Annotated in this window: 16 protein-coding genes; 2 read left to right on the top strand and 14 right to left on the bottom strand. The window is 27.1% G+C overall.

The genetic code is table 11. The annotated features are described in order from the left end of the window. Positions 1-168: 168 nt before the first annotated feature. From ACYQ1T_RS10830 to helD, 3 genes are all read right to left on the bottom strand, one after another. Positions 169-2,496 carry an AAA family ATPase gene (locus ACYQ1T_RS10830; RefSeq protein ID WP_459834658.1) on the bottom strand — a complete coding sequence of 776 codons (2,328 nt, stop codon included), beginning with the start codon at positions 2,494-2,496 and terminating at the stop codon, positions 169-171. A 234-nt stretch (positions 2,497-2,730) separates the two neighbouring features. Continuing rightward, positions 2,731-3,906: an FprA family A-type flavoprotein gene (locus ACYQ1T_RS10825; RefSeq protein WP_459834657.1), complete on the bottom strand. Its 1,176-nt coding sequence runs from the start codon at positions 3,904-3,906 to the stop codon at positions 2,731-2,733. A 152-nt stretch (positions 3,907-4,058) separates the two neighbouring features. After that, positions 4,059-6,335 carry an RNA polymerase recycling motor HelD gene (gene helD / locus ACYQ1T_RS10820; RefSeq protein ID WP_459834656.1) on the bottom strand — a complete coding sequence of 759 codons (2,277 nt, stop codon included), beginning with the start codon at positions 6,333-6,335 and terminating at the stop codon, positions 4,059-4,061. A gap of 271 nt (positions 6,336-6,606) precedes the next feature. Here helD and ACYQ1T_RS10815 point away from each other — a divergent pair, with 271 nt between their 5' ends. Then, entirely contained in the window at positions 6,607-7,227 is a 621-nt protein-coding gene (locus tag ACYQ1T_RS10815; protein ID WP_459834655.1) for a GntR family transcriptional regulator, read from the top strand. A 156-nt stretch (positions 7,228-7,383) separates the two neighbouring features. On the opposite strand, the gene ACYQ1T_RS10810 is transcribed toward ACYQ1T_RS10815, so the two are convergent. The 3 genes from ACYQ1T_RS10810 to ACYQ1T_RS10800 all read right to left on the bottom strand — a co-directional run bounded on the left by ACYQ1T_RS10810 (position 7,384) and on the right by ACYQ1T_RS10800 (position 8,525). After that, positions 7,384-7,878, bottom strand: a complete 495-nt coding sequence (locus ACYQ1T_RS10810; RefSeq protein WP_459834654.1) for a GNAT family N-acetyltransferase — start codon at positions 7,876-7,878, stop codon at positions 7,384-7,386. Next, positions 7,878-8,213 carry a DUF3784 domain-containing protein gene (locus ACYQ1T_RS10805; RefSeq protein WP_459834653.1) on the bottom strand — a complete coding sequence of 112 codons (336 nt, stop codon included), beginning with the start codon at positions 8,211-8,213 and terminating at the stop codon, positions 7,878-7,880. Before ACYQ1T_RS10805 ends, ACYQ1T_RS10810 begins: the two co-directional genes overlap by 1 nt. Positions 8,214-8,375: 162 nt before the next feature. Next, positions 8,376-8,525 (bottom strand): hypothetical protein, encoded by a 150-nt coding sequence (locus ACYQ1T_RS10800; RefSeq protein WP_459834652.1) that lies wholly within the window; start codon positions 8,523-8,525, stop codon positions 8,376-8,378. Positions 8,526-8,740: 215 nt separating this feature from the next. Between ACYQ1T_RS10800 and ACYQ1T_RS10795 the strand changes: the two genes are divergently transcribed. Continuing rightward, positions 8,741-8,893 carry a hypothetical protein gene (locus ACYQ1T_RS10795; RefSeq protein WP_459834651.1) on the top strand — a complete coding sequence of 51 codons (153 nt, stop codon included), beginning with the start codon at positions 8,741-8,743 and terminating at the stop codon, positions 8,891-8,893. 698 nt (positions 8,894-9,591) lie between these two features. Here ACYQ1T_RS10795 and ACYQ1T_RS10790 read toward each other — a convergent pair. From ACYQ1T_RS10790 to ACYQ1T_RS10755, 8 genes are all read right to left on the bottom strand, one after another. Beyond that, on the bottom strand, positions 9,592-10,500 hold the full coding sequence (locus tag ACYQ1T_RS10790) for an Rpn family recombination-promoting nuclease/putative transposase (RefSeq protein ID WP_459834650.1): 909 nt from the start codon (positions 10,498-10,500) through the stop codon (positions 9,592-9,594). A gap of 131 nt (positions 10,501-10,631) precedes the next feature. Continuing rightward, on the bottom strand, positions 10,632-11,987 hold the full coding sequence (locus ACYQ1T_RS10785; RefSeq protein WP_459834649.1) for a PFL family protein: 1,356 nt from the start codon (positions 11,985-11,987) through the stop codon (positions 10,632-10,634). Between the two features lie 15 nt (positions 11,988-12,002). Then, on the bottom strand, positions 12,003-12,272 hold the full coding sequence (locus tag ACYQ1T_RS10780; RefSeq protein WP_459834648.1) for an ACT domain-containing protein: 270 nt from the start codon (positions 12,270-12,272) through the stop codon (positions 12,003-12,005). 308 nt (positions 12,273-12,580) lie between these two features. Further along, positions 12,581-12,934, bottom strand: coding sequence for a DUF1667 domain-containing protein (locus tag ACYQ1T_RS10775; RefSeq protein WP_459834647.1), 354 nt, complete (start codon positions 12,932-12,934; stop codon positions 12,581-12,583). Between the two features lies 1 nt (position 12,935). Next, the gene (locus tag ACYQ1T_RS10770) at positions 12,936-14,189 is read right to left on the bottom strand and encodes an NAD(P)/FAD-dependent oxidoreductase (RefSeq protein ID WP_459834646.1); all 1,254 of its coding nucleotides are present in this window, start codon (positions 14,187-14,189) and stop codon (positions 12,936-12,938) included. Positions 14,190-14,202: 13 nt separating this feature from the next. Continuing rightward, positions 14,203-15,630 (bottom strand): NAD(P)/FAD-dependent oxidoreductase, encoded by a 1,428-nt coding sequence (locus ACYQ1T_RS10765; protein ID WP_459834645.1) that lies wholly within the window; start codon positions 15,628-15,630, stop codon positions 14,203-14,205. Positions 15,631-15,832: 202 nt separating this feature from the next. Next, a complete protein-coding gene (locus tag ACYQ1T_RS10760) occupies positions 15,833-16,390 on the bottom strand; it encodes a glycerol-3-phosphate responsive antiterminator (RefSeq protein ID WP_459834644.1) in 558 nt (185 codons plus the stop codon). A 193-nt stretch (positions 16,391-16,583) separates the two neighbouring features. Next, positions 16,584-18,605, bottom strand: a complete 2,022-nt coding sequence (locus ACYQ1T_RS10755; protein ID WP_459834643.1) for a penicillin-binding transpeptidase domain-containing protein — start codon at positions 18,603-18,605, stop codon at positions 16,584-16,586. Positions 18,606-18,635: the final 30 nt, after the last annotated feature.

The raw sequence follows: 18,635 nt of genomic DNA, 5'->3' as shown, positions 1-18,635 counted from the left end.
TTAGAGCAATCCACCTCCTTATAAGTTATTAAAAAGTTTTTCCTTCTTTTTCCATAATTTTAACATATTAGTTTATTCCTAGTCAAATATAATTATTCTTTTATTTCTATTTTTTACAATTTATACATCTTTAAAGGAGGCAATAATTTGCCTCCTTTAAAGATTCACCTATTCTTTTTCATTTTTTTCTTCTTCATTTTTTTCTTCTTTATTTTTATATTTTTTTATTTCATCATTAATAATTTTAAAGAAATCCTCTACAGTTTCATTTTCATTTAATATCATAGTTTCTATAGCATCTTCTAAACTATTCATTGTATAAATATGAAAATCTCCATTATCTATTGCTTCTTCAACTTCTTTGACTAAAATAACCTCATCCTTATTACTTTCTGGTATTAATACTCCTTTATTTTTTGTTGTATCTATTAAATTGCAAACTTTAAAGAACCCTTCAATTTTTTCATTTACACCACCTATAGGCTGAACTTCTCCAAATTGATTTATAGATCCAGTTATAGCTATATTTTGTTTTACAGGTCTTTTACTTAATGCTGAAAGCATACATATAGTTTCTGCAACTGAAGCGCTATCACCATCTATTAATCCATATATTTGTTCAAAGCTTAAATGAAAATCAACTGGAATATCTTCATATGGATTTAATAGGTTGTTAATTAATCCTTTTAATATATTTATTGATTTTTCATGGATTTTTCCACTCATTCTACTTTCTTTATGAATATCAATTATTCTTCCTGAGCCCTTATATGCAACACAAGTAACCCTCATAGGTTTTCCAAAAGAATGATATCCAGTATCTAAAACTGCTAAGGCATTAATTACACCTATTTTTTCTCCTTTTACAGATATTAATATCTTATTTTCTTTATACATTTTAATAAACTCTTCTTCTACTCTTTCACTTTCATATGCTACTGCCAATATATCTTCTTTAGATATTGATCTAGCACCTCTATTTATAGCATAATCATTTGATAAAGTTATTAATTTATCTATATCAAAATCATCTAAATTTATTTTATTTTTACTACTAGCTTTTCTTGAAAGATATTTTAATATTTCTTTTATTCCATCCTCTTCTATACTCATCAATTTATTTTCTTCTACTTTTTCAATTATATAATTTTTAATATAAAAATTAACATTTTCATTTGAATTAACAATTGTATCAAACTCAGCCCTTAGTGGAAATAGCTTCTTAAAATCTTCATCAAAATTATATAATGTATCGTAGGTTTCATAATCACCTATTAAAATAACCTTTAAATTTACAGGTATTGCTTCTGGTTTCAATCCATTTATAGACATAAATTCTGCATATCCTTTAGAGGAATCATAAATTATCTTATTTGAAATAAGGGTCTTTTTTAAATAGTAATAGCTATATGCATTACTAGCTAATGAGCTTACTCTAATTATTAAACATCCTCCGTTAGCCTTTAATATAGAACCTGAATTTATTAAAGATATATCTGTTGTATAAACTCCATTATGGTTTTCATATTCTATAAATCCCATTAAATTATTTACACTTGGATCTTCTTCATAAATAACATTTGGATGTTGGTTCATGCTGTTATCTACAAGTACTTGGACTTCATATTTATTAATTATTTGATAAAGTTCTTCTTCATCATCTTCCATTTCCATTGTATAACAATTAACTATTTCTTTTTCTATTGATATAAAAAGTCTTTCTAAATATTCATATACATCGTCATCATTAATAAACTCTAGTAATGCATCATCTTTATACTCTTCCATTTCTGTATTTAGGAAATCTGTATATATATCTTTAAGCTTTTTCATTGATTTTGTTTCTATATCTTTTAGCTTACCTAATACAACCTCCGCTTTTCTTTTTAGTAACGATGCTTTTCCTACAATCATTTCTTTTGTATCTCTTTCAAGGTTATCATACTCTTTTTCTGTCATTATCTTACCATCTCTTAATGGAATAAATGCAAACCCCTTATTAGTTACTTTTACTTCAAAGCCTTCATTTTTTGCTAGCTCCATAAGTTCCCCTATATAATTATTTCTTTTACTTTGAATTTCATCTATGATATCATCCTTTTCATCGTTTGTTGAATTATTATAAAAATCTTCTATAATTTCTATATAATAATTTCTTATATTTTCCACAATTTCTTTTAATTTTTTTCCTGTTCCATTTTCTACAAAAAGAGCCTCTGGTTTTTTTTCATCTTCTAAAGTTACATAACAAATATCTTTAGGAGGACTTAATTTACTATACTGCTCCTTAATATAGTTTATTAATATTTTTAATTTATCTTTTGAAAATGAATCTATTAAATAGAGATTGTAACCTTCTTTATTTATGTTTAAGGCTCTCCCAACTTTTTTATATGCGTCCTCTATTTCTGGAATCCCTTTAATTTTATCCTCAAAATCTTTCTCTTTTATTTTAAGTTCAAACTTAATTTCCTGTGGAGTTAACTCTTTTTTCATACTCATCCCACTTTCAAATTACAATTGTTGTAATTTATTAGAAGCAGTTCCCCCCTTTTTTAGTTAGTTAATATATAAGTATTCTTAACTATTGTTTTTAGGGAATGTTTTTTCTTTTAATTTGTAAATAAATTTATAATATTATTTGTATAAATAAAATACCTCCGTAAATAAGGCTATATAAACCTATATTTACGGAGGCTAATTAAATTATCTATTTTTAATTTTAATAAATTACTTCATTAATTCAATAAAGTTATCTATAGCTTCTTCTGCTTTTTTATACTCTTCTTCTGATGGTACGAAGCAGAAAGATAATCCTGGATCAACAGCTTTAAGTTTTAGATCCTTTAGTCTTGAAGTAAGCATCTTAACACCTTCTCCACTCCATCCATATGATCCAAAGGCTAATGCTGCCTTTCCTCTATTTATAATTGGATTAACAAGTGATAATAAGTCCCAAGCTGGTTTTACTGCATCTTGATTTATTGTTGGTGATCCTATCATTAATCCTTTTGCCTTTTCTATTTTTTCTATACTTTCTTCTAGAGGTATAGAAGTTATTTCTGTTACATCAGCACTATATCCTTTGCTGATTAATCTTTCCTTCATAAATTCTGCCATAGCTTCTGTATTTCCATAAGCTGAAATATAAAATATTTCTACCTTATTGTTATCAACCTTAACTTCTTCTGCCCAAGTATCATATAAATCTAAAATATTTTTTATATTGCATGTATGCACTGGTCCATGGCTTGGTGCTATAAGGTCTATTTCTAAATCTTGAATTTTGCATAGTCCCATTTTTACAAATCTTTTAAAAGGTCCCATAATACAATCAAAATAGTATTTCATTTCTACAAAATACTCATCACATAAGCTTTCTGTTATTTTACCTTCTGGACAATAGTGACATCCTGTAAAATCACATGTAAATAGAACTTTTTTCTCTTTTACATATGTAAACATAGTGTCTGGCCAATGTAAATTTGGAGCTATTATAAACTTAAGTGTATTTTTTCCTAAACAAATTTCTTCCTTTGCTTCTAAAGCATTAAACTCTCTATTTAATATATTTTTAAGATAATTAAGTGTTGCCTTTGATCCTATAACCTTTATCTCTGGATAATCTTCTATAAGCTTTATTAAAGAACCACTATGGTCTAGCTCTGTGTGATGAACTACTACATAGTCTACTTTTCTATCTCCAATAACCTCTACTAAATTCTTTTTAAACTCTTCATAATATCCATCTTTAACAGTATCTAAAACTGCAACTTTTTCATCATTTATTAAATAAGAATTATAAGTTGTTCCTTTTTTAGTTTCCATTATAATATCAAAAACTCTAAGTTCTGGATCTTTTACTCCCACCCAAAAAATATCTTCTTTTAAAACTTCTGACTTCACAGACCAGTACCTCCTATAATCTAACATTCATATTTATTGAATAAGTAATATTTTAACATATATAAACCTTTATCACAAAATCTATATTTATTCATTTATTAGTTAAATTCCTTATTAAACCCTAATTTACTCTAATCTTTTGCATTATTTTGCTATTTTAACATATATGATTTTTCTTCAATTTCTACAATATACTCATAATGCAACGCTCTTGTTAATGAAACATATAACAATCGTTGATCTAATAAATTTTCTCCATAATTATCATTACTTGGGTTATATATTATTGTTCCATCAAATTCTAGACCTTTTGTTAAATATGACGGAATAATAAAAATATCACCAGGTGACTCTTTTTCTGTTCCCTTTATTAAAGATATTTTATATTTGCTATTCTTTTTAAATAATTTTTCTAAATTTTTAGCTTCTTCTAAGCTTTTAGTAATAATTGCAACACTACTTTTATTTTTATTTTTTATTTCTAAAATAATATTATTTATAACCTCTATACTTTCTTTAACACTATTACAAGTTATAATTTGAGGTTTTTCACCATGCCTTAATACTGGCTTAGCAGATTTTAATCCTAAATTTTGAGCTTCTAATGCTCCATTTGCAAAATCTATAATTTCTACTGTAGATCTATAGCTTTGAGTTAGTTGAATATATGTAGCCTTACCATCAAAAACTCCCTCAGTTATATCTTCCCAGGTTTTTACTCCTTTATAGTAATAAATTCCTTGTGCTAAATCACCAACTAATGTAAGAGAATTTCCTTTTGCTAAGCTATTTATTAAATATATTTGAAGTGGATTATAATCTTGAGCTTCATCAACAACTATATGTTTAAATTTTTCTTTTTCTTCAACACCTTCTAATAGGAGGTTTATATATATAAGTGGTCCTAAATCATCTTCATCAATAATTCCATTTTTAGAATTTTCAAGAACTTCTTCTTTCATAAACTCTGATAAGCTTTCTGGAATTTTGTTTAATGTTGCAATCTCAAATAGTTCCCTATTTCTAAATAAATCTAAATAAATATCCTTTGAAGTTATACCTCTCCATGCCTTAAAGTATTCATTAATTTCCTTTTTAGTATTACTTCTTATATATTTTTTAATTTCATCTCTTTCTCCATATACTTTTATAAGTTTCTTTCTTCTTTCCTCTCCATCTTCCATTTCTAATTTAATTTTTTTAATTTCCGCATCCCAATCTATATCTATTTGCATACATAATATTTCTATTTTTTCTTTTACTTTAAGTCCTAGATATCTTTTTATTTCATCTTTTCTTTTATTTATAGGGAATGTTTTTAAATCTTTTAAATAAAGTCTCATTATTTCACGTTTAGTAAACATAACATACCCTTTTATTTTAATATCATCTATTTCAATAGATTCACTTTCTAATAAAGCAATGTATCTATCTATTATTGTTTTAAAATTTAAAGTTCCCTTTATTTTAGATGAATTAGTAATAAATTTTTTCTTTGAATTATCTTCACATTCTATTAGTTCCTTTATTTTTTCATCTTTTGTCTTTATTTTACCTTTAATTTTTAGCTTCTTTAAAACTAACTCTTGGAATGTTGTTTGATTTACTTCATCTACTCCAAGATTAGGTAGTATTTCTGATATATAGTCTAAAAATAACTTATTAGGAGCTAAAACTAAAATATCTTTTCCTTTAATAGTATCTGCATATCTATAAAGTAAATAGGCTAGTCTATGTAATGCTATTGTAGTTTTACCAGAACCTGCTGACCCCTGTACTATTATAGGTAAGTTTTTAGGCCATCTTATTATATCGTTTTGTTCCTTTTGAATAGTTGCAACTACTTCTTTTAGCTTTTTCCCTCTGCTTTCTTCTAGGTTTATTTTTAAAAATTCATCTACTAAATCTTTTCCTTCTGCTTGACTTACTATAATTTCATTTATACCCTCATCAAATATTTCTTTTAAATCATTATCCTTAAATAAAAATTTTCTTTTTAAAGATAAATTTCCTTCTATTACTCCAACTGGAGCTTTATAGTAAGCATATCCACCTGTCCCACTATAATAAAGATCTGATACTGGAGCTCTCCAATCAACTACTATTTCTTCTCCATCTAAACTAGAGCTTATAGCCTGTTTTCCTATATATATACTTTCATCTTTTCCTCTTAATTCCCTAAAATCTACTCTACCAAAATAAGGTGACTTTAGAGCTTCTTCATAATTTTCTATTTCTTTTTTTAATACTGTATATATTCTCTCCGTTATTTCTTTTTCTTCACTATAGCTTCCCTTTGCTTCTTTAGTTAATACCCTAAGCTTACTTCCAATATTGTCTTGATTTTTTTTCTTTTCTTCTAATTCTTCATTAATATGTTTTCTTTTATCATTTAAAATAATTATTTCTTCTTCTAATCTATTATCCATATACTTACCCCTGACTTAGTTAATGCTTTAATTATAGGTTAACATAATATCAAATTCAATCCTTACATATTTAAAACTATTTTAATATACTAATATTCCCATTATTCATTATATCATATTATCCCAATTATTCCCTATTTATAAATTGTTTATCCTTTTTTTGAATTCTTTATTCTTTTTTTCCATATTTTATATAAATATTCAAGAAACTATTTTACTTTTTAATCTTATGGTGATAGAATTTTTACGTACATTAAAAGGAGGTAATAGTGTGTCAAAACAAACTAAAACACCAAATTACATAAAAATAGCAGTTGATATTGCTCATAGAATAGTAAATAATGAATTTGTTGAAGGAAGTAAAATTACAGGTAGAACTACATTAGTTAGCCTATATAACGTATCTCCTGAAACAATTAGAAGGTCTCTTGCACTTTTAAAAGATATGAATGTAGTTGTTGTACATGAAAAAAGTGGAATAATTATAAACGATAAAAATCTTGCAAAGGAATTTTTAAATAAATTTAAAACTCAAACAGATTTTACTCATTTAAATAATGAAACTTTCAATTTAATAAAAGAGAGACGAGCAATAGATGCTCAACTTGAAAAGAATTTAAACTCTATTATAGAATTTGCTACTCAACTTAGAAATGTTGGTTCAATAATCCCCTTTGAAAGTATTGTAGAAGAAGGAAGTATAGCTGTAAATAAAAGCATTGGTGAATTAAACTTTTGGCATAATACAAAAGCAACTATAATAGCTATTAAAAGAAATGGTGATCACTTCTTATCTCCTGGTCCCTACTTTAAAATATTAAAAGGTGATATTTTAGTTTATGTTGGAGAAGATTCAGTTTTAGAAGCTGTTAAAAATTATATCTCTGGCTAAATAAATTAGCTATATTAAAATTCGTTTTAATATAGCTAATTTATTTATATATCATTTTTAAACATAGCTGTTTTCCAAATTAAGTATATATAATTTAATGTATCTTAATTATATATACTTAATAAAAATGTATAAATGTTATCTAATTAATACTATTTAATACAATTTTGCCATATAATACTCATCAACATATTTTCCATCAACAAGCATTGAATTTTTCTTAATCCCCTCTACTTCAAATCCACTTTGTTCATATAAATACTTTGCGGTAGTATTAGGACACATTACTGTTAGCTCTAATCTTGTAACACCATTTTCTCTTGCCCATAAATCAAGCTTAGAAAATAGAGCTTTTCCAATTCCCATACCACGAAAAACGGCTCTAATGCCCACAACTATATATGCTGTATGTTTAATTCTATTTGCTACGCCTCTCTGTGCAGAAAGAAATCCAATAATATCATTATCTTCTGTTGCAACTAAAAGTAAATTATCTCCATCAATACATTGTCTTATCATTTCATGTATTCTATCTATATTATTAGGCCTCTCATTTGGTTCAAACATCATATACTCTGTTTCTTTATCTAAAGATAATAACATATTTAAAAATTTATTTTCATCTTCAAATTTTACTTTGCGAATATTCATTATTCCTTCTCCTTTATTTTACAATACCTAAAAAATTCGTAATAGGTTATTGGTACTCCAATTACAGCTATAAACCCTTGAGTTCCCATGATGAAATTATAATATTTTTCATCAACAAATATACTAATAATAGCAATTGATATTATTGTTAATCCCATAATTAAAAGATTTCTTCCAACAATTTTTGATGTCTTATCTTTATCATGTTTTTTATCATCAAAGAAGTTAATAATATCTCCTGCATTAAAATACTTTATTATAGCTCCCAAAAATGTTAATATTCCTCCTGCTAAAAAAGCAAGCATAAAAATCCCTGTTAAATCTGCTGGTTTCATAATCAATCTCCTTATTTCATGACTTATACAACTTTAAAACAATATTTATATAATAAAATTTAAAACTAATTAATTTTCCTAAATTTACATAAAATATCATCTAAACTCACTTAATTATTTCTTTGGTACCATCAGTTTTTACTATCTTAACCTGTACATCTTCTATATCACTAACTGTATACCAAAATCTTTTTCCCCTTTATGCATTTTATCCATTGTTTTTTGAAAAAACTTTTCAAATGTATCTTCTTTTGAGCAACTAATTAAAACTGATATTAAAAGTAAGGCTAGAACAAAAATTTGTTTTCTCAATTTTTCTACGCTCCTTAATTATTTTTTTATATTAATATTTTAAATATATATCCAATTCTACTTTATAGTTATATATTCATTATACATAAATATAATCCAACAAAAAATATTATTTACTTTTTATTCATTTTATAGTAATTAAATTTATTATTGATACAACATAGGAAATTATTGTAATATTCATACATAGAAGTTCTATGTAAGGAGGTATAAATATGTTATCAAAGGATTTAGTTGCTGCTTCTTCAAAACTATTAATACTTTCATTACTTGCTACCAAAGAAAGCTATGGTTATGAAATTATAAAAAATATACAAATACTTTCAGGTGAAAAAATAATTTGGAAGGTATGTTATATCCAGTATTAAAAAAACTTTGTGAAAATGGTCTAATAGAGGCCAAGTGGAAAATAGTGAATGTTTAACTTAGATGACAATATTAATCATTGGAAAAATGAACTAAAGAAAAGATATGTTTTTACAGATGATGATATTAATGAGTTAGAATCCTATATTAAGAATATTTATTAATCCATTAATGAAATTAGAAACTCTCAGAATTCTAGGTATAAATTCATTTATAGAAGTAATACTCGGATTAAATTATAGTTCTGATTATCAGTTGTTACCTTTGCCATTTCATTATTATTAGGATTAGTATGTATTTATTTTTCATTGTTAAGTAAGAAAAATATTATTAACTCTATATCAAAATGGTTTTTATATTTTAATACTGAAAAAATATATACCAAATTTTTAATTATATCAATTCCTTTAATAATACATTTATTTTCACAATTTTTATTAATATATTTATTATAGACTTTATCTTTGAAGCTCTAAAAAAATCCCATACAAACAATTATAAGTTTTTTATATTATGTGGTAGTATAATTTCTCCTGTAATTTTAATAAATGCTCTTATTTTGTTTTTAATTCCAATTATATGTGGCCTTATATTAATTATAGAAAATAAAGAAGAAAAACTTAAAAATTTATAAATTCTCCAACTAATCAATAAAGGATATCAAAATTTCTTATGATATCCTTTATTGTTTAAAATCATTTTATTTATTATTATTTTCTATTATAATTTCTTCATAAAGTTTAGATACTTTTTCTTTACTTAAACCTGTAGCTTTTACAATTATGTCTATTTCTATACCTAATCTTAAAAAGTTCTTTGCATTTTCTATATTTGCTTTTTCTATACCTTGTTCTATACCCTTTTCTATGCCCTTTTCCATACCTTTTTCATAACCCTCTTCAATAGCCTCTTCTATTCTAGTAGCTTCATCATGAAGTGCCATTTCACGTGAAAGGTATTCTGCTCTTGTTTTTTTATCTTGACTCATAGTTGTTAAAACATGCACAGCTTTATCGATGTTAGGATTTACTTTTGCCATACTTTCTAAAACCTCCTTTGAATCTGCTTTTATAAAGTTTATCCATTGGGATAAATCATCATTTTCATTATAGCCTTTTAATTTTTTCATTTCTAGAAAATGTATTTCTAATAAATCAGTTAATATGTAATTTTCTTCTTCTTCTTTTATTTTAAATATACTATGATATTTTTTTGTATCTAGTGTATCAAAGTCTAATATATTTATGCATACTGTCTTTTTTAGTTTACTATATTTTGCCCCAGCTTCTAATTGCTCTGCATATATTTTTGACCAGTAGTAAAGACTTCTTTGAGGCATATAAATTGTTCTTGCAACCTGTATTTCTATATCAATTTCAATATTATTATCAATAGTTGCCCTAATATCTAATATACTCTTTTTATCTTGTATATTTTCTTTTGGAAGTTCACTATTAAGGATTTTTATATCCTTAATATCTATTTTTAAAACTGATTGTAGAAATGCTATTAATATATCTTTGTTTTTTTCATCTCCGAAAATTCTTTTAAAAACATAGTCATTTTTAGGCTTCATTAAAAAGCTATTATCATTTATATCTATTTTCATAAGTCCTCCGAAAATTTTGTCTTTAGTTTAATTCTTTACATTGTTTATTGTAATTATATCATTAATTTATAATAAATAAAAATAAAGGGTATCAAAATTTCTTATGATGCCCTTTAATAGCTTTTTACTTATTAGTTTTTAAATGAATGTATTGGAGCTGGAATTCTTCCACCTCTTTGTATAAATAATGAAGATGAGTATTTATTAATAGGCATAACTGGTGCTGTACCTAAAAGCCCTCCAAATTCAACTAAATCTCCTACTTTGCAACCTGGTGCTGGTATTACTCTTACTGCTGTTGTTTTGTTATTTATCATACCAATTGCTGATTCATCTGCTATCATTGCAGCTATTGTTTCTGCTTTGGTATCTCCTGGTACTGCTATCATATCAAGTCCAACTGAACAAATAGCTGTCATTGCTTCTAGCTTTTCTAGGTTTAATGATCCGTTAAGTACTGCATCTATCATTCCTGCATCTTCTGAAACTGGTATAAAAGCTCCACTTAATCCACCTACATGACTACATGCCATTACTCCACCTTTTTTAACTGCATCGTTTAAAAGTGCAAGTGCTGCAGTAGTTCCATGTGTTCCAACTACTTCTAAGCCCATTTCTTCTAATATATGTGCAACTGAATCACCTACTGCTGGTGTAGGTGCTAAAGATAAATCAACTATTCCAAATGGTACTCCTAATCTTTTAGAAGCCTCTTGTGCAACTAATTGACCCATTCTTGTAATTTTAAAAGCTGTCTTTTTAATAGTTTCTGAAACTACGTCAAAGGATTCCCCTTTTACTTTTTCTAAAGCTCTTTGAACTACTCCAGGTCCACTTACTCCAACACTTATAACCTTATCAGCTTCTCCAACTCCGTGGAAAGCTCCTGCCATAAATGGATTGTCTTCAACTGCATTGCAGAATACAACTAATTTTGCACATCCAAATCCTTTTGTTTCTTTAGTTAATTCTGCTGTTTTCTTTATAATTTCGCCCATTTCTTTAACTGCATCCATGTTTATTCCACATCTAGTAGAACCCACATTAACAGAAGAACATACTTTACTAGTTTTTGCTAGTGCTTCTGGAATTGAATTTATTAATATTTTATCACCTTTTGTATATCCTTTTTGAACAAGAGCTGAAAAACCACCTATAAAGTCTATTCCTAAAGTTTGAGCTGCTTTATCTAAAGTTTCTGCAAACTTTACATAATCTTTTTCATCTGTAGCTCCAGCAATTATTGATATAGGAGTAACTGATACTCTTTTATTAACTATTGGAATACCAAACTCGTTTTCTATTTCTTTTCCCACTTTTACTAAATCTTTTGCTGAAGTTACTATTTTATTATATATTTTTTCTCTTGCTTTATCTCCATCAGAATCAATACAATCTAATAATGAAATTCCCATTGTTATTGTTCTTATATCTAATTTTTCTTCTTCAATCATCTTAATTGTTTCTAATATATTCCCAGTATTCATCATATTTCCTCCGGCCTAAAGTGTATGCATTGAGTTAAAAATTTCTTCTCTTTGTATTTTAACATCAACACCTAATTCTTCACCTTTTAAAAGTAATGATTTTTTAATTTCTTCAAATGTAGCATTAGACTTTCCTAAATCAATCATCATAATCATTGTAAAATATTCATCCATTATTGTTTGATTAACATCTAAAATATTAATATTAAGTTTTAATAATTCGCTACTTACTCCCGCCACAATACCAACTTTATCTTTTCCTATAACAGTTAAAATCCCTTTCATTCTTTACACTCCTTTTTATATGTGGTGTATTTACTTATACACTTATTTATTTCATACATAAACTACATATAAACAATGTACACTACATTTTTTATATAATTTATTTCTAAAATATTACTAAGTTTTCTATTTGATTTTAGTTACCTTATTACATTTACTAAATATTAGTATATAAATATTATTATAATTTTATACTCACCACGTAAATTTGTCAATTTTTTTGCAAGATAATTCGTATTTTTCAAAAAATTAAAAAGATGCCTAATTATTAAAGCATCTTTTATAAAATACTGGATATTAAATTATTTTTATTTTTTTTCAATATCTCTTGTTGCAATAACATCAATTCCTGTATTTAATATATTTTTAGAAATAATATCTCCTAATTTAACTGGAGCTTCTACTTTTATTTTATTTAAAGCCTCCATACATTTAAAGTTTAAATCCTTTGGTATTGCTCCATTAGTTTTAACAGGTACTACAGGTAATTCCCCTTCACTAACCTTAACAGTAGTTGTAATTACTCTTACAGGATTTGTAACTTCATTTATTCCATATTGTTCTCCTCTTTTACAAGTATTACCTGTAACTTTGTTATTTTCTATGTCAACTTTTAAATGACACCCCATTGGACAACATATGCAAATAAGTTCCTTCACCATTTTACTCACCATCCTCTAATGATATTACAATATCTTCTTTTATATTTTCTAGCTTAAACTTAGGAATTAAAATCTTTTCCATTTCTGCTGGTGCTAGGTGATTTCTCTTATACCTTGCTATTTCTCTATTTCCCTCTCTTACAACTAATACCTTATTAGAATAAATATTATTAACTCTCATAAAGATTGTTAAAGTATCTTCTACAGCTTTTGTATTCACCCTTTGAGGCACTGTATAATTTATATTTTTTCCATTAACTATATTTATATAGTTTTCTCTATTTAAACTTCCTTTAATATATTTAGCTGCTGCTTTCCCTGCATGCTTTGATTCCTGTGTAACAAAATCAACTAAATCATGAACATGAACAACATTTCCACATGCAAAAATTCCTTCTATTGATGTTTCCATATTTTCTGTTACTATTAGTCCATTTGTTCTTGTATCTTTATTAATACCTGCCTTTAGTGATAATTCATTTTCTGGTATTAATCCAACTGATAATAATAAAGTATCACATTTGAATTCCTTTTCAGTACCTTTTATTGGTCTTCTATTTTCATCTACCTTTGCAATTATTACTTTTTCAAGCCTTTTATTTCCTATTACATCAACTACTGTATGTGATAAATAAAGAGGTATATCATAATCATTTAAGCATTGAACTATATTTCTATTTAATCCATTTGAATATGGCATAAGTTCAACTACACCTTTAACAGTTGCACCTTCTAATGTCATTCTTCTAGCCATAATAAGCCCAATATCACCAGATCCTAAAATTAAAACCTCTTTTCCTGGCATATACCCTTCCATATTTATATATCTTTGTGCTGCACCTGCTGTAAATATTCCTGAAGGTCTATCACCTGGTATTCCTATTGCCCCTCTTGTTCTTTCTCTACATCCCATTGCTAATATAATAGCTTTAGCTTCTAAAATCATATACCCATCTTCTGAGTTTATAGCATGTATTTTTCTATCATTCTCTATTTCTAAAACCATTGTATCTAGCTTAACTTCAATCTCTGTATCCTTTACCATATCTATAAACCTTTTAGCATACTCTGGTCCTGTTAATTCTTCTTTAAAAGTATGAAGACCAAATCCGTTATGAATACATTGATTTAAAATTCCACCTAATTCTTTATCTCTTTCAATAATTAAAATATTTTTAATCCCTTCTTTATATGCTTCATAGGCAGCCCCTAATCCTGCTGGACCTCCACCAATTACTATTAAATCGTATTTCATACTTCCTATCCCCCTACTTAGATTTCCCTGTTAAAATATATGAACCATCTTTTTCTAAAACTATACTTTCTATAGGGATATTTAATTCTCTTGCTATAATTTCTTGAACCTTTGGTCCACAGAAGCCTCCTTGACATCTTCCCATGCCTGGTCTACATCGTCTTTTAACACCATCTAATGTTATTTGACCAAAACTTCTTTTTATAGCATCTACTATTTCACCTTCTGTAATACTTTCACATCTACATATAATTCTTCCATAGCTAGGATCTTTTTTTATTAATTCTCCTTTTTCTTCACTTGTTAATTCCATAAAGTTAATTTGCTTTCTATATGGATTAAAATTTTCATTTTTAACTAATTTAAGACCTGCTTTATTTAATATATCTACAACTTCTATGGCTACAGCTGGTGCTGATGATAAACCTGGTGACTTCATTCCTGCTGCATCTATAAAGCCTTTTACCTTTTTATTTTCTTCAACTATAAAATCACCTGTATCTGGTGTTGCTCTAAGTCCTGCAAAATTTCTTATGCTTTCTCTGAAATTAACCTTCTCAGTTGTTTTTAAAGCTTTACTTCTAATAAAATCTAACCCATCCATAGTAGTTTTTAATGATTCTTTATCTTCTATTTCATCAGCATTTGGCCCTACTAAAAGGTTTCCATGAACTGTTGGAGTAACTAACACTCCCTTTCCCTTTTTAGATGGACATTGGAATATTGTATTGGTAAATAATCCACCTTGACTTTTATCCATTACATAATATTCTCCTTTTATAGGAATTATTTTAAAACTTTCTTCACATATTAAATTATGAATCTTATCAGCATAAATCCCTGCTGCATTAATTATATATTTAGCTTCTATTTTATCTCCTTTAGAAGTTTTAATAATAAAGTTTTCCTCTTTAGAAATATCTATAACTTCACTACAAACCTTTAACTTTCCACCATTTTCAATTCCATTTTCTATTAATGCTATTGTATATTCAAATGGTCCAACTATTCCTCCCATTTTGGCATACAAAGCACCTTTAACATTCTCACTTAAATTTTTTTCTTTATTTAGTACTTCTTCTTTATTTAATATTTCAAGTCCCTTTACGCCTATTTTTTTCCCATTTTCATAAAGTTCTTTAATTGTTTCCATATCATTGTCGTCAAATCCAATTACTAATGATCCATTTCTTTTAAAAGGAACTGAAAGTTCTTTGCAAAGTTCTTCAAACATTTCATTTCCTTTTACATTAAGTTTAGCCATTAATGTTCCAACCTTTGGATCATATCCTGAATGAACTATTGCAGAATTTGCTTTACTTGTTCCCATAGATACATCATTTTCTTTTTCTAAAATTACTGTCTTTAAGTTGTATTTTGAAAGTTCTCTAAAAATTGAAGCCCCGATAACTCCAGCACCTATTATTGCTACATCATACATTTTACCTTCCTCCTACAAAACGCAAAAAAGCCAAGCCAAAAACAGGGATAATTGATTCCCCCTATTTTTGTGCTTGACTCTAATTCTCTTAGCACACTAAATATGTTATGGTTATATATTATCATTTCTACCTAATATTGTCTATAGCGTTTTCTGAAAATTCATATTTTAATTTAACTTTTCTATAAAACTAACATAAAAATTAGCTATTCCATATTCCTTGCTTAGTTGTAGATACGCAAGTAGCACCTGACTTTAATGCCATAATTACCTCTTCTTTTGTTTCTATCAATCCTCCTGAAACTATAGGTTTACAAGAGAATTCTGATAACTCTTTAATTACCTTTGGTATTATTCCAGGCAATATTTCTATAGCATCACAAGTATTTACTAAATGCTTCTTTGCATTCTGTAAAGATAAGGTATCAAAAACAAATACCCTTTGAATAGCAATAAACCCAAGGCTATTAGCAATTTTCACCACTGGAGATTTAGTGCTAATAATTCCATCAAAGCTTGTCATCTTTTTTAAATACTTAACAGAAACTTCTTTATTTCCTATTCCTTCTATTAAATCTATATGGACTATTCCTACTTTATTACTATTAGTTATTTTATTGCTTATTTCTTTAACATTTAATATATCTCCAAATAAGACAAAAATAACTTGAGATTCACTTTTTAAGGCTAAAGATAATTCTTTTTCATTTTTTACTGCTGCTATTATTGGATTCTCTTCTAATAATTCTCTAATATTCATTGTACCCCTCTGTAATCATTTACTTCATGTATAATTATGTCATGGCTTAATATTACTGTCAATTGTACTAAAAGTACTATAAAATAAGTACTATAAATAAGTATTATATTAAGTGCTATATTAAGTGCTATTATATTGCTTTAGATTTATATTAAACCTTAAAAGACACCCTATAAAATAGAGTGCCTTCTTCTTATCTTTTTAAATAATATTCCATTACATTTTTCACTTTACCTACTGGTATATGACTACCACCTCTTCCCTTAACATTTTCTATCATAATTGCCAGGGAAATTTTTGAATCTTCTGGATTTACAGATACAAACCATCCATTTTCAGTTCCATTAGTATCATCTTGAGATTTTTTTATTTCTGCTGTTCCAGTTTTACCAGCTACAGTTATTCCTTGTACTTTACCATCTGTAATTGTACCATCTGAATCATTTATTAAAGCTGTAAATGCTCCTATTAAAGTTGGTAAATTCTTAGGATCTATAGCTTTCTCTTTCCAAATAGAAGCTTCGCTATTTTCACTTATAACTAATCTTGGTTTCATAATATTACCATTGTTACCTAATGCACTATATGCTAATGCTACATTTAATGGCGTAACCATTAATTCACCTTGTCCATAACCTGTATCCGCTAGTTGTATATCTCCTTTTATTGTTCCCTCATTAGATATTTGAGATTGTCCCATAGGATATTCAAAGTTTAATTCTTCTCCATAACCAAAGCCTTTAATACCATTTATAAATTTATCTGCTCCTACTTCTAAAGCAACTTGTCCAAAATAGATATTATCTGAATGGTTTACTGCATCTCTTAAGTTTACTGCTTTGCCTGGGTCTGTTACTCTAGTTATTTTATAATTTCCCCATGAACTATCTTTTTGCCATGATAAACCTTGTATATCTCTTGCTTCACTTGGATTTAGATTTCCATTATCTAAACCGATTGAAGCTGTTAATAATTTCATTGTTGAGCCTGGAGAATATACTTTATTAAATCTATTAATTTCGTCTGCGTTATTACTTTCTTCCCAAATCTTTTTTTGAGTTTTTGTTACATATGTTGTAAATACATTTGAATTATATGATGGTGAGCTTACCAGTGCTATTACTTCACCTGTTTTTGGATTAACAGCTGTAGCTGCTCCCTTTTCTCCAGTCATTTCGCTATATATTTTATTTTGAAGCTCTGAATCTATAGAAAGCTTTATATCTTTTCCATTCTCAGCATCTTTTTTAGCTACTGATATTTTATCTAATCCTCTTTCTATATATATTTCTCCTCCATCATTTCCCTTTAATTTACCTTCATAAACTTGTTCTAATCCAGCTTTTCCAATTAAGCTTATATCTGTATATCCCTTATCTGAATTTGCTTCTAACTCCTCTGCTGTAATAGGCCCTATATAACCTATAAGTCTTCCAAAAGCTTCTCCACCAGAATATACTCTAGATATTTTACTTTTTATTAAAATTCCTTCTTTTTCTCTATTAGCTAATGTTTTTAGTCTTTCATCACCTTGCAAAATATCTACTAAATGAACAAAAAAATCTGGATTTGAGTTTGCTTCAAGCTTTTCTTTTATTGTATCTTCACTGATATCTAAAGTCTTTGCTATCTCAGTTATTTTTGCATCTTTATTTTCTTTATCAAATTCTAATGGATGGATACCTAAAACTCTTATTTCTCCATCTTGAGCTAAAGGATTATCATTTCTATCTAAAATCTTTCCTCTACTTGCTCTAAAACTATCAACTCTTACTTTGTCTCCCTTTACCATTTCAGGAAATATTAATGATTCATCCCATTTAATTTTAAAAGTCTTATCTTCTTTTATTAAACTTACTTTAAAGTCTTTTAACTCTATATTTCCTGCAACAGTATCTAGTTTTAATGAAAATGGTATAACTATACTATCTTCAAGCTTTTCTGCATTTTCTGTATTTTCTATAGTTATATTTTTTGCTTCTATTGCCCCATAAATATTGTTATATCTACTTATAAAGTCTTCTTCTGATATATAATTTCTTGAGTCGCTACTTATCATTTCATACATTCCTTTAAAATCCTTAGCAACCCATTTTTCCTTATAACCATCAAATGCTTTCTGAGCCTTATTGACTTTAGAACACCCAAGTGCAAATATGGCTATTGTACTTATAAAAAAAATCATAAGTAACTTTCTTTTATTCTTTGTTTTCATTGGTCTCCTCCACCCTTTTAGTACTTTACA

Source organism: Clostridium carnis, assembly GCF_054657435.1.
This window is presented reverse-complemented; position numbering and strand designations above follow the sequence as displayed.

Bases quoted from the DNA above. Each gene is read 5' to 3' on its own strand.
- ACYQ1T_RS10830 (WP_459834658.1), bottom strand. From the start codon at position 2,496: ATGAAAAAAGAGTTAACTCCACAGGAAATTAAGTTTGAACTTAAAATA.
- helD (WP_459834656.1), bottom strand. From the start codon at position 6,335: ATGGATAATAGATTAGAAGAAGAAATAATTATTTTAAATGATAAAAGA.
- ACYQ1T_RS10810 (WP_459834654.1), bottom strand. From the start codon at position 7,878: ATGAATATTCGCAAAGTAAAATTTGAAGATGAAAATAAATTTTTAAAT.
- ACYQ1T_RS10805 (WP_459834653.1), bottom strand. From the start codon at position 8,213: ATGAAACCAGCAGATTTAACAGGGATTTTTATGCTTGCTTTTTTAGCA.
- ACYQ1T_RS10795 (WP_459834651.1), top strand. From the start codon at position 8,741: ATGTTATCAAAGGATTTAGTTGCTGCTTCTTCAAAACTATTAATACTT.
- ACYQ1T_RS10790 (WP_459834650.1), bottom strand. From the start codon at position 10,500: ATGAAAATAGATATAAATGATAATAGCTTTTTAATGAAGCCTAAAAAT.
- ACYQ1T_RS10785 (WP_459834649.1), bottom strand. From the start codon at position 11,987: ATGAATACTGGGAATATATTAGAAACAATTAAGATGATTGAAGAAGAA.
- ACYQ1T_RS10780 (WP_459834648.1), bottom strand. From the start codon at position 12,272: ATGAAAGGGATTTTAACTGTTATAGGAAAAGATAAAGTTGGTATTGTG.
- ACYQ1T_RS10775 (WP_459834647.1), bottom strand. From the start codon at position 12,934: ATGGTGAAGGAACTTATTTGCATATGTTGTCCAATGGGGTGTCATTTA.
- ACYQ1T_RS10770 (WP_459834646.1), bottom strand. From the start codon at position 14,189: ATGAAATACGATTTAATAGTAATTGGTGGAGGTCCAGCAGGATTAGGG.
- ACYQ1T_RS10765 (WP_459834645.1), bottom strand. From the start codon at position 15,630: ATGTATGATGTAGCAATAATAGGTGCTGGAGTTATCGGGGCTTCAATT.
- ACYQ1T_RS10760 (WP_459834644.1), bottom strand. From the start codon at position 16,390: ATGAATATTAGAGAATTATTAGAAGAGAATCCAATAATAGCAGCAGTA.
- ACYQ1T_RS10755 (WP_459834643.1), bottom strand. From the start codon at position 18,605: ATGAAAACAAAGAATAAAAGAAAGTTACTTATGATTTTTTTTATAAGT.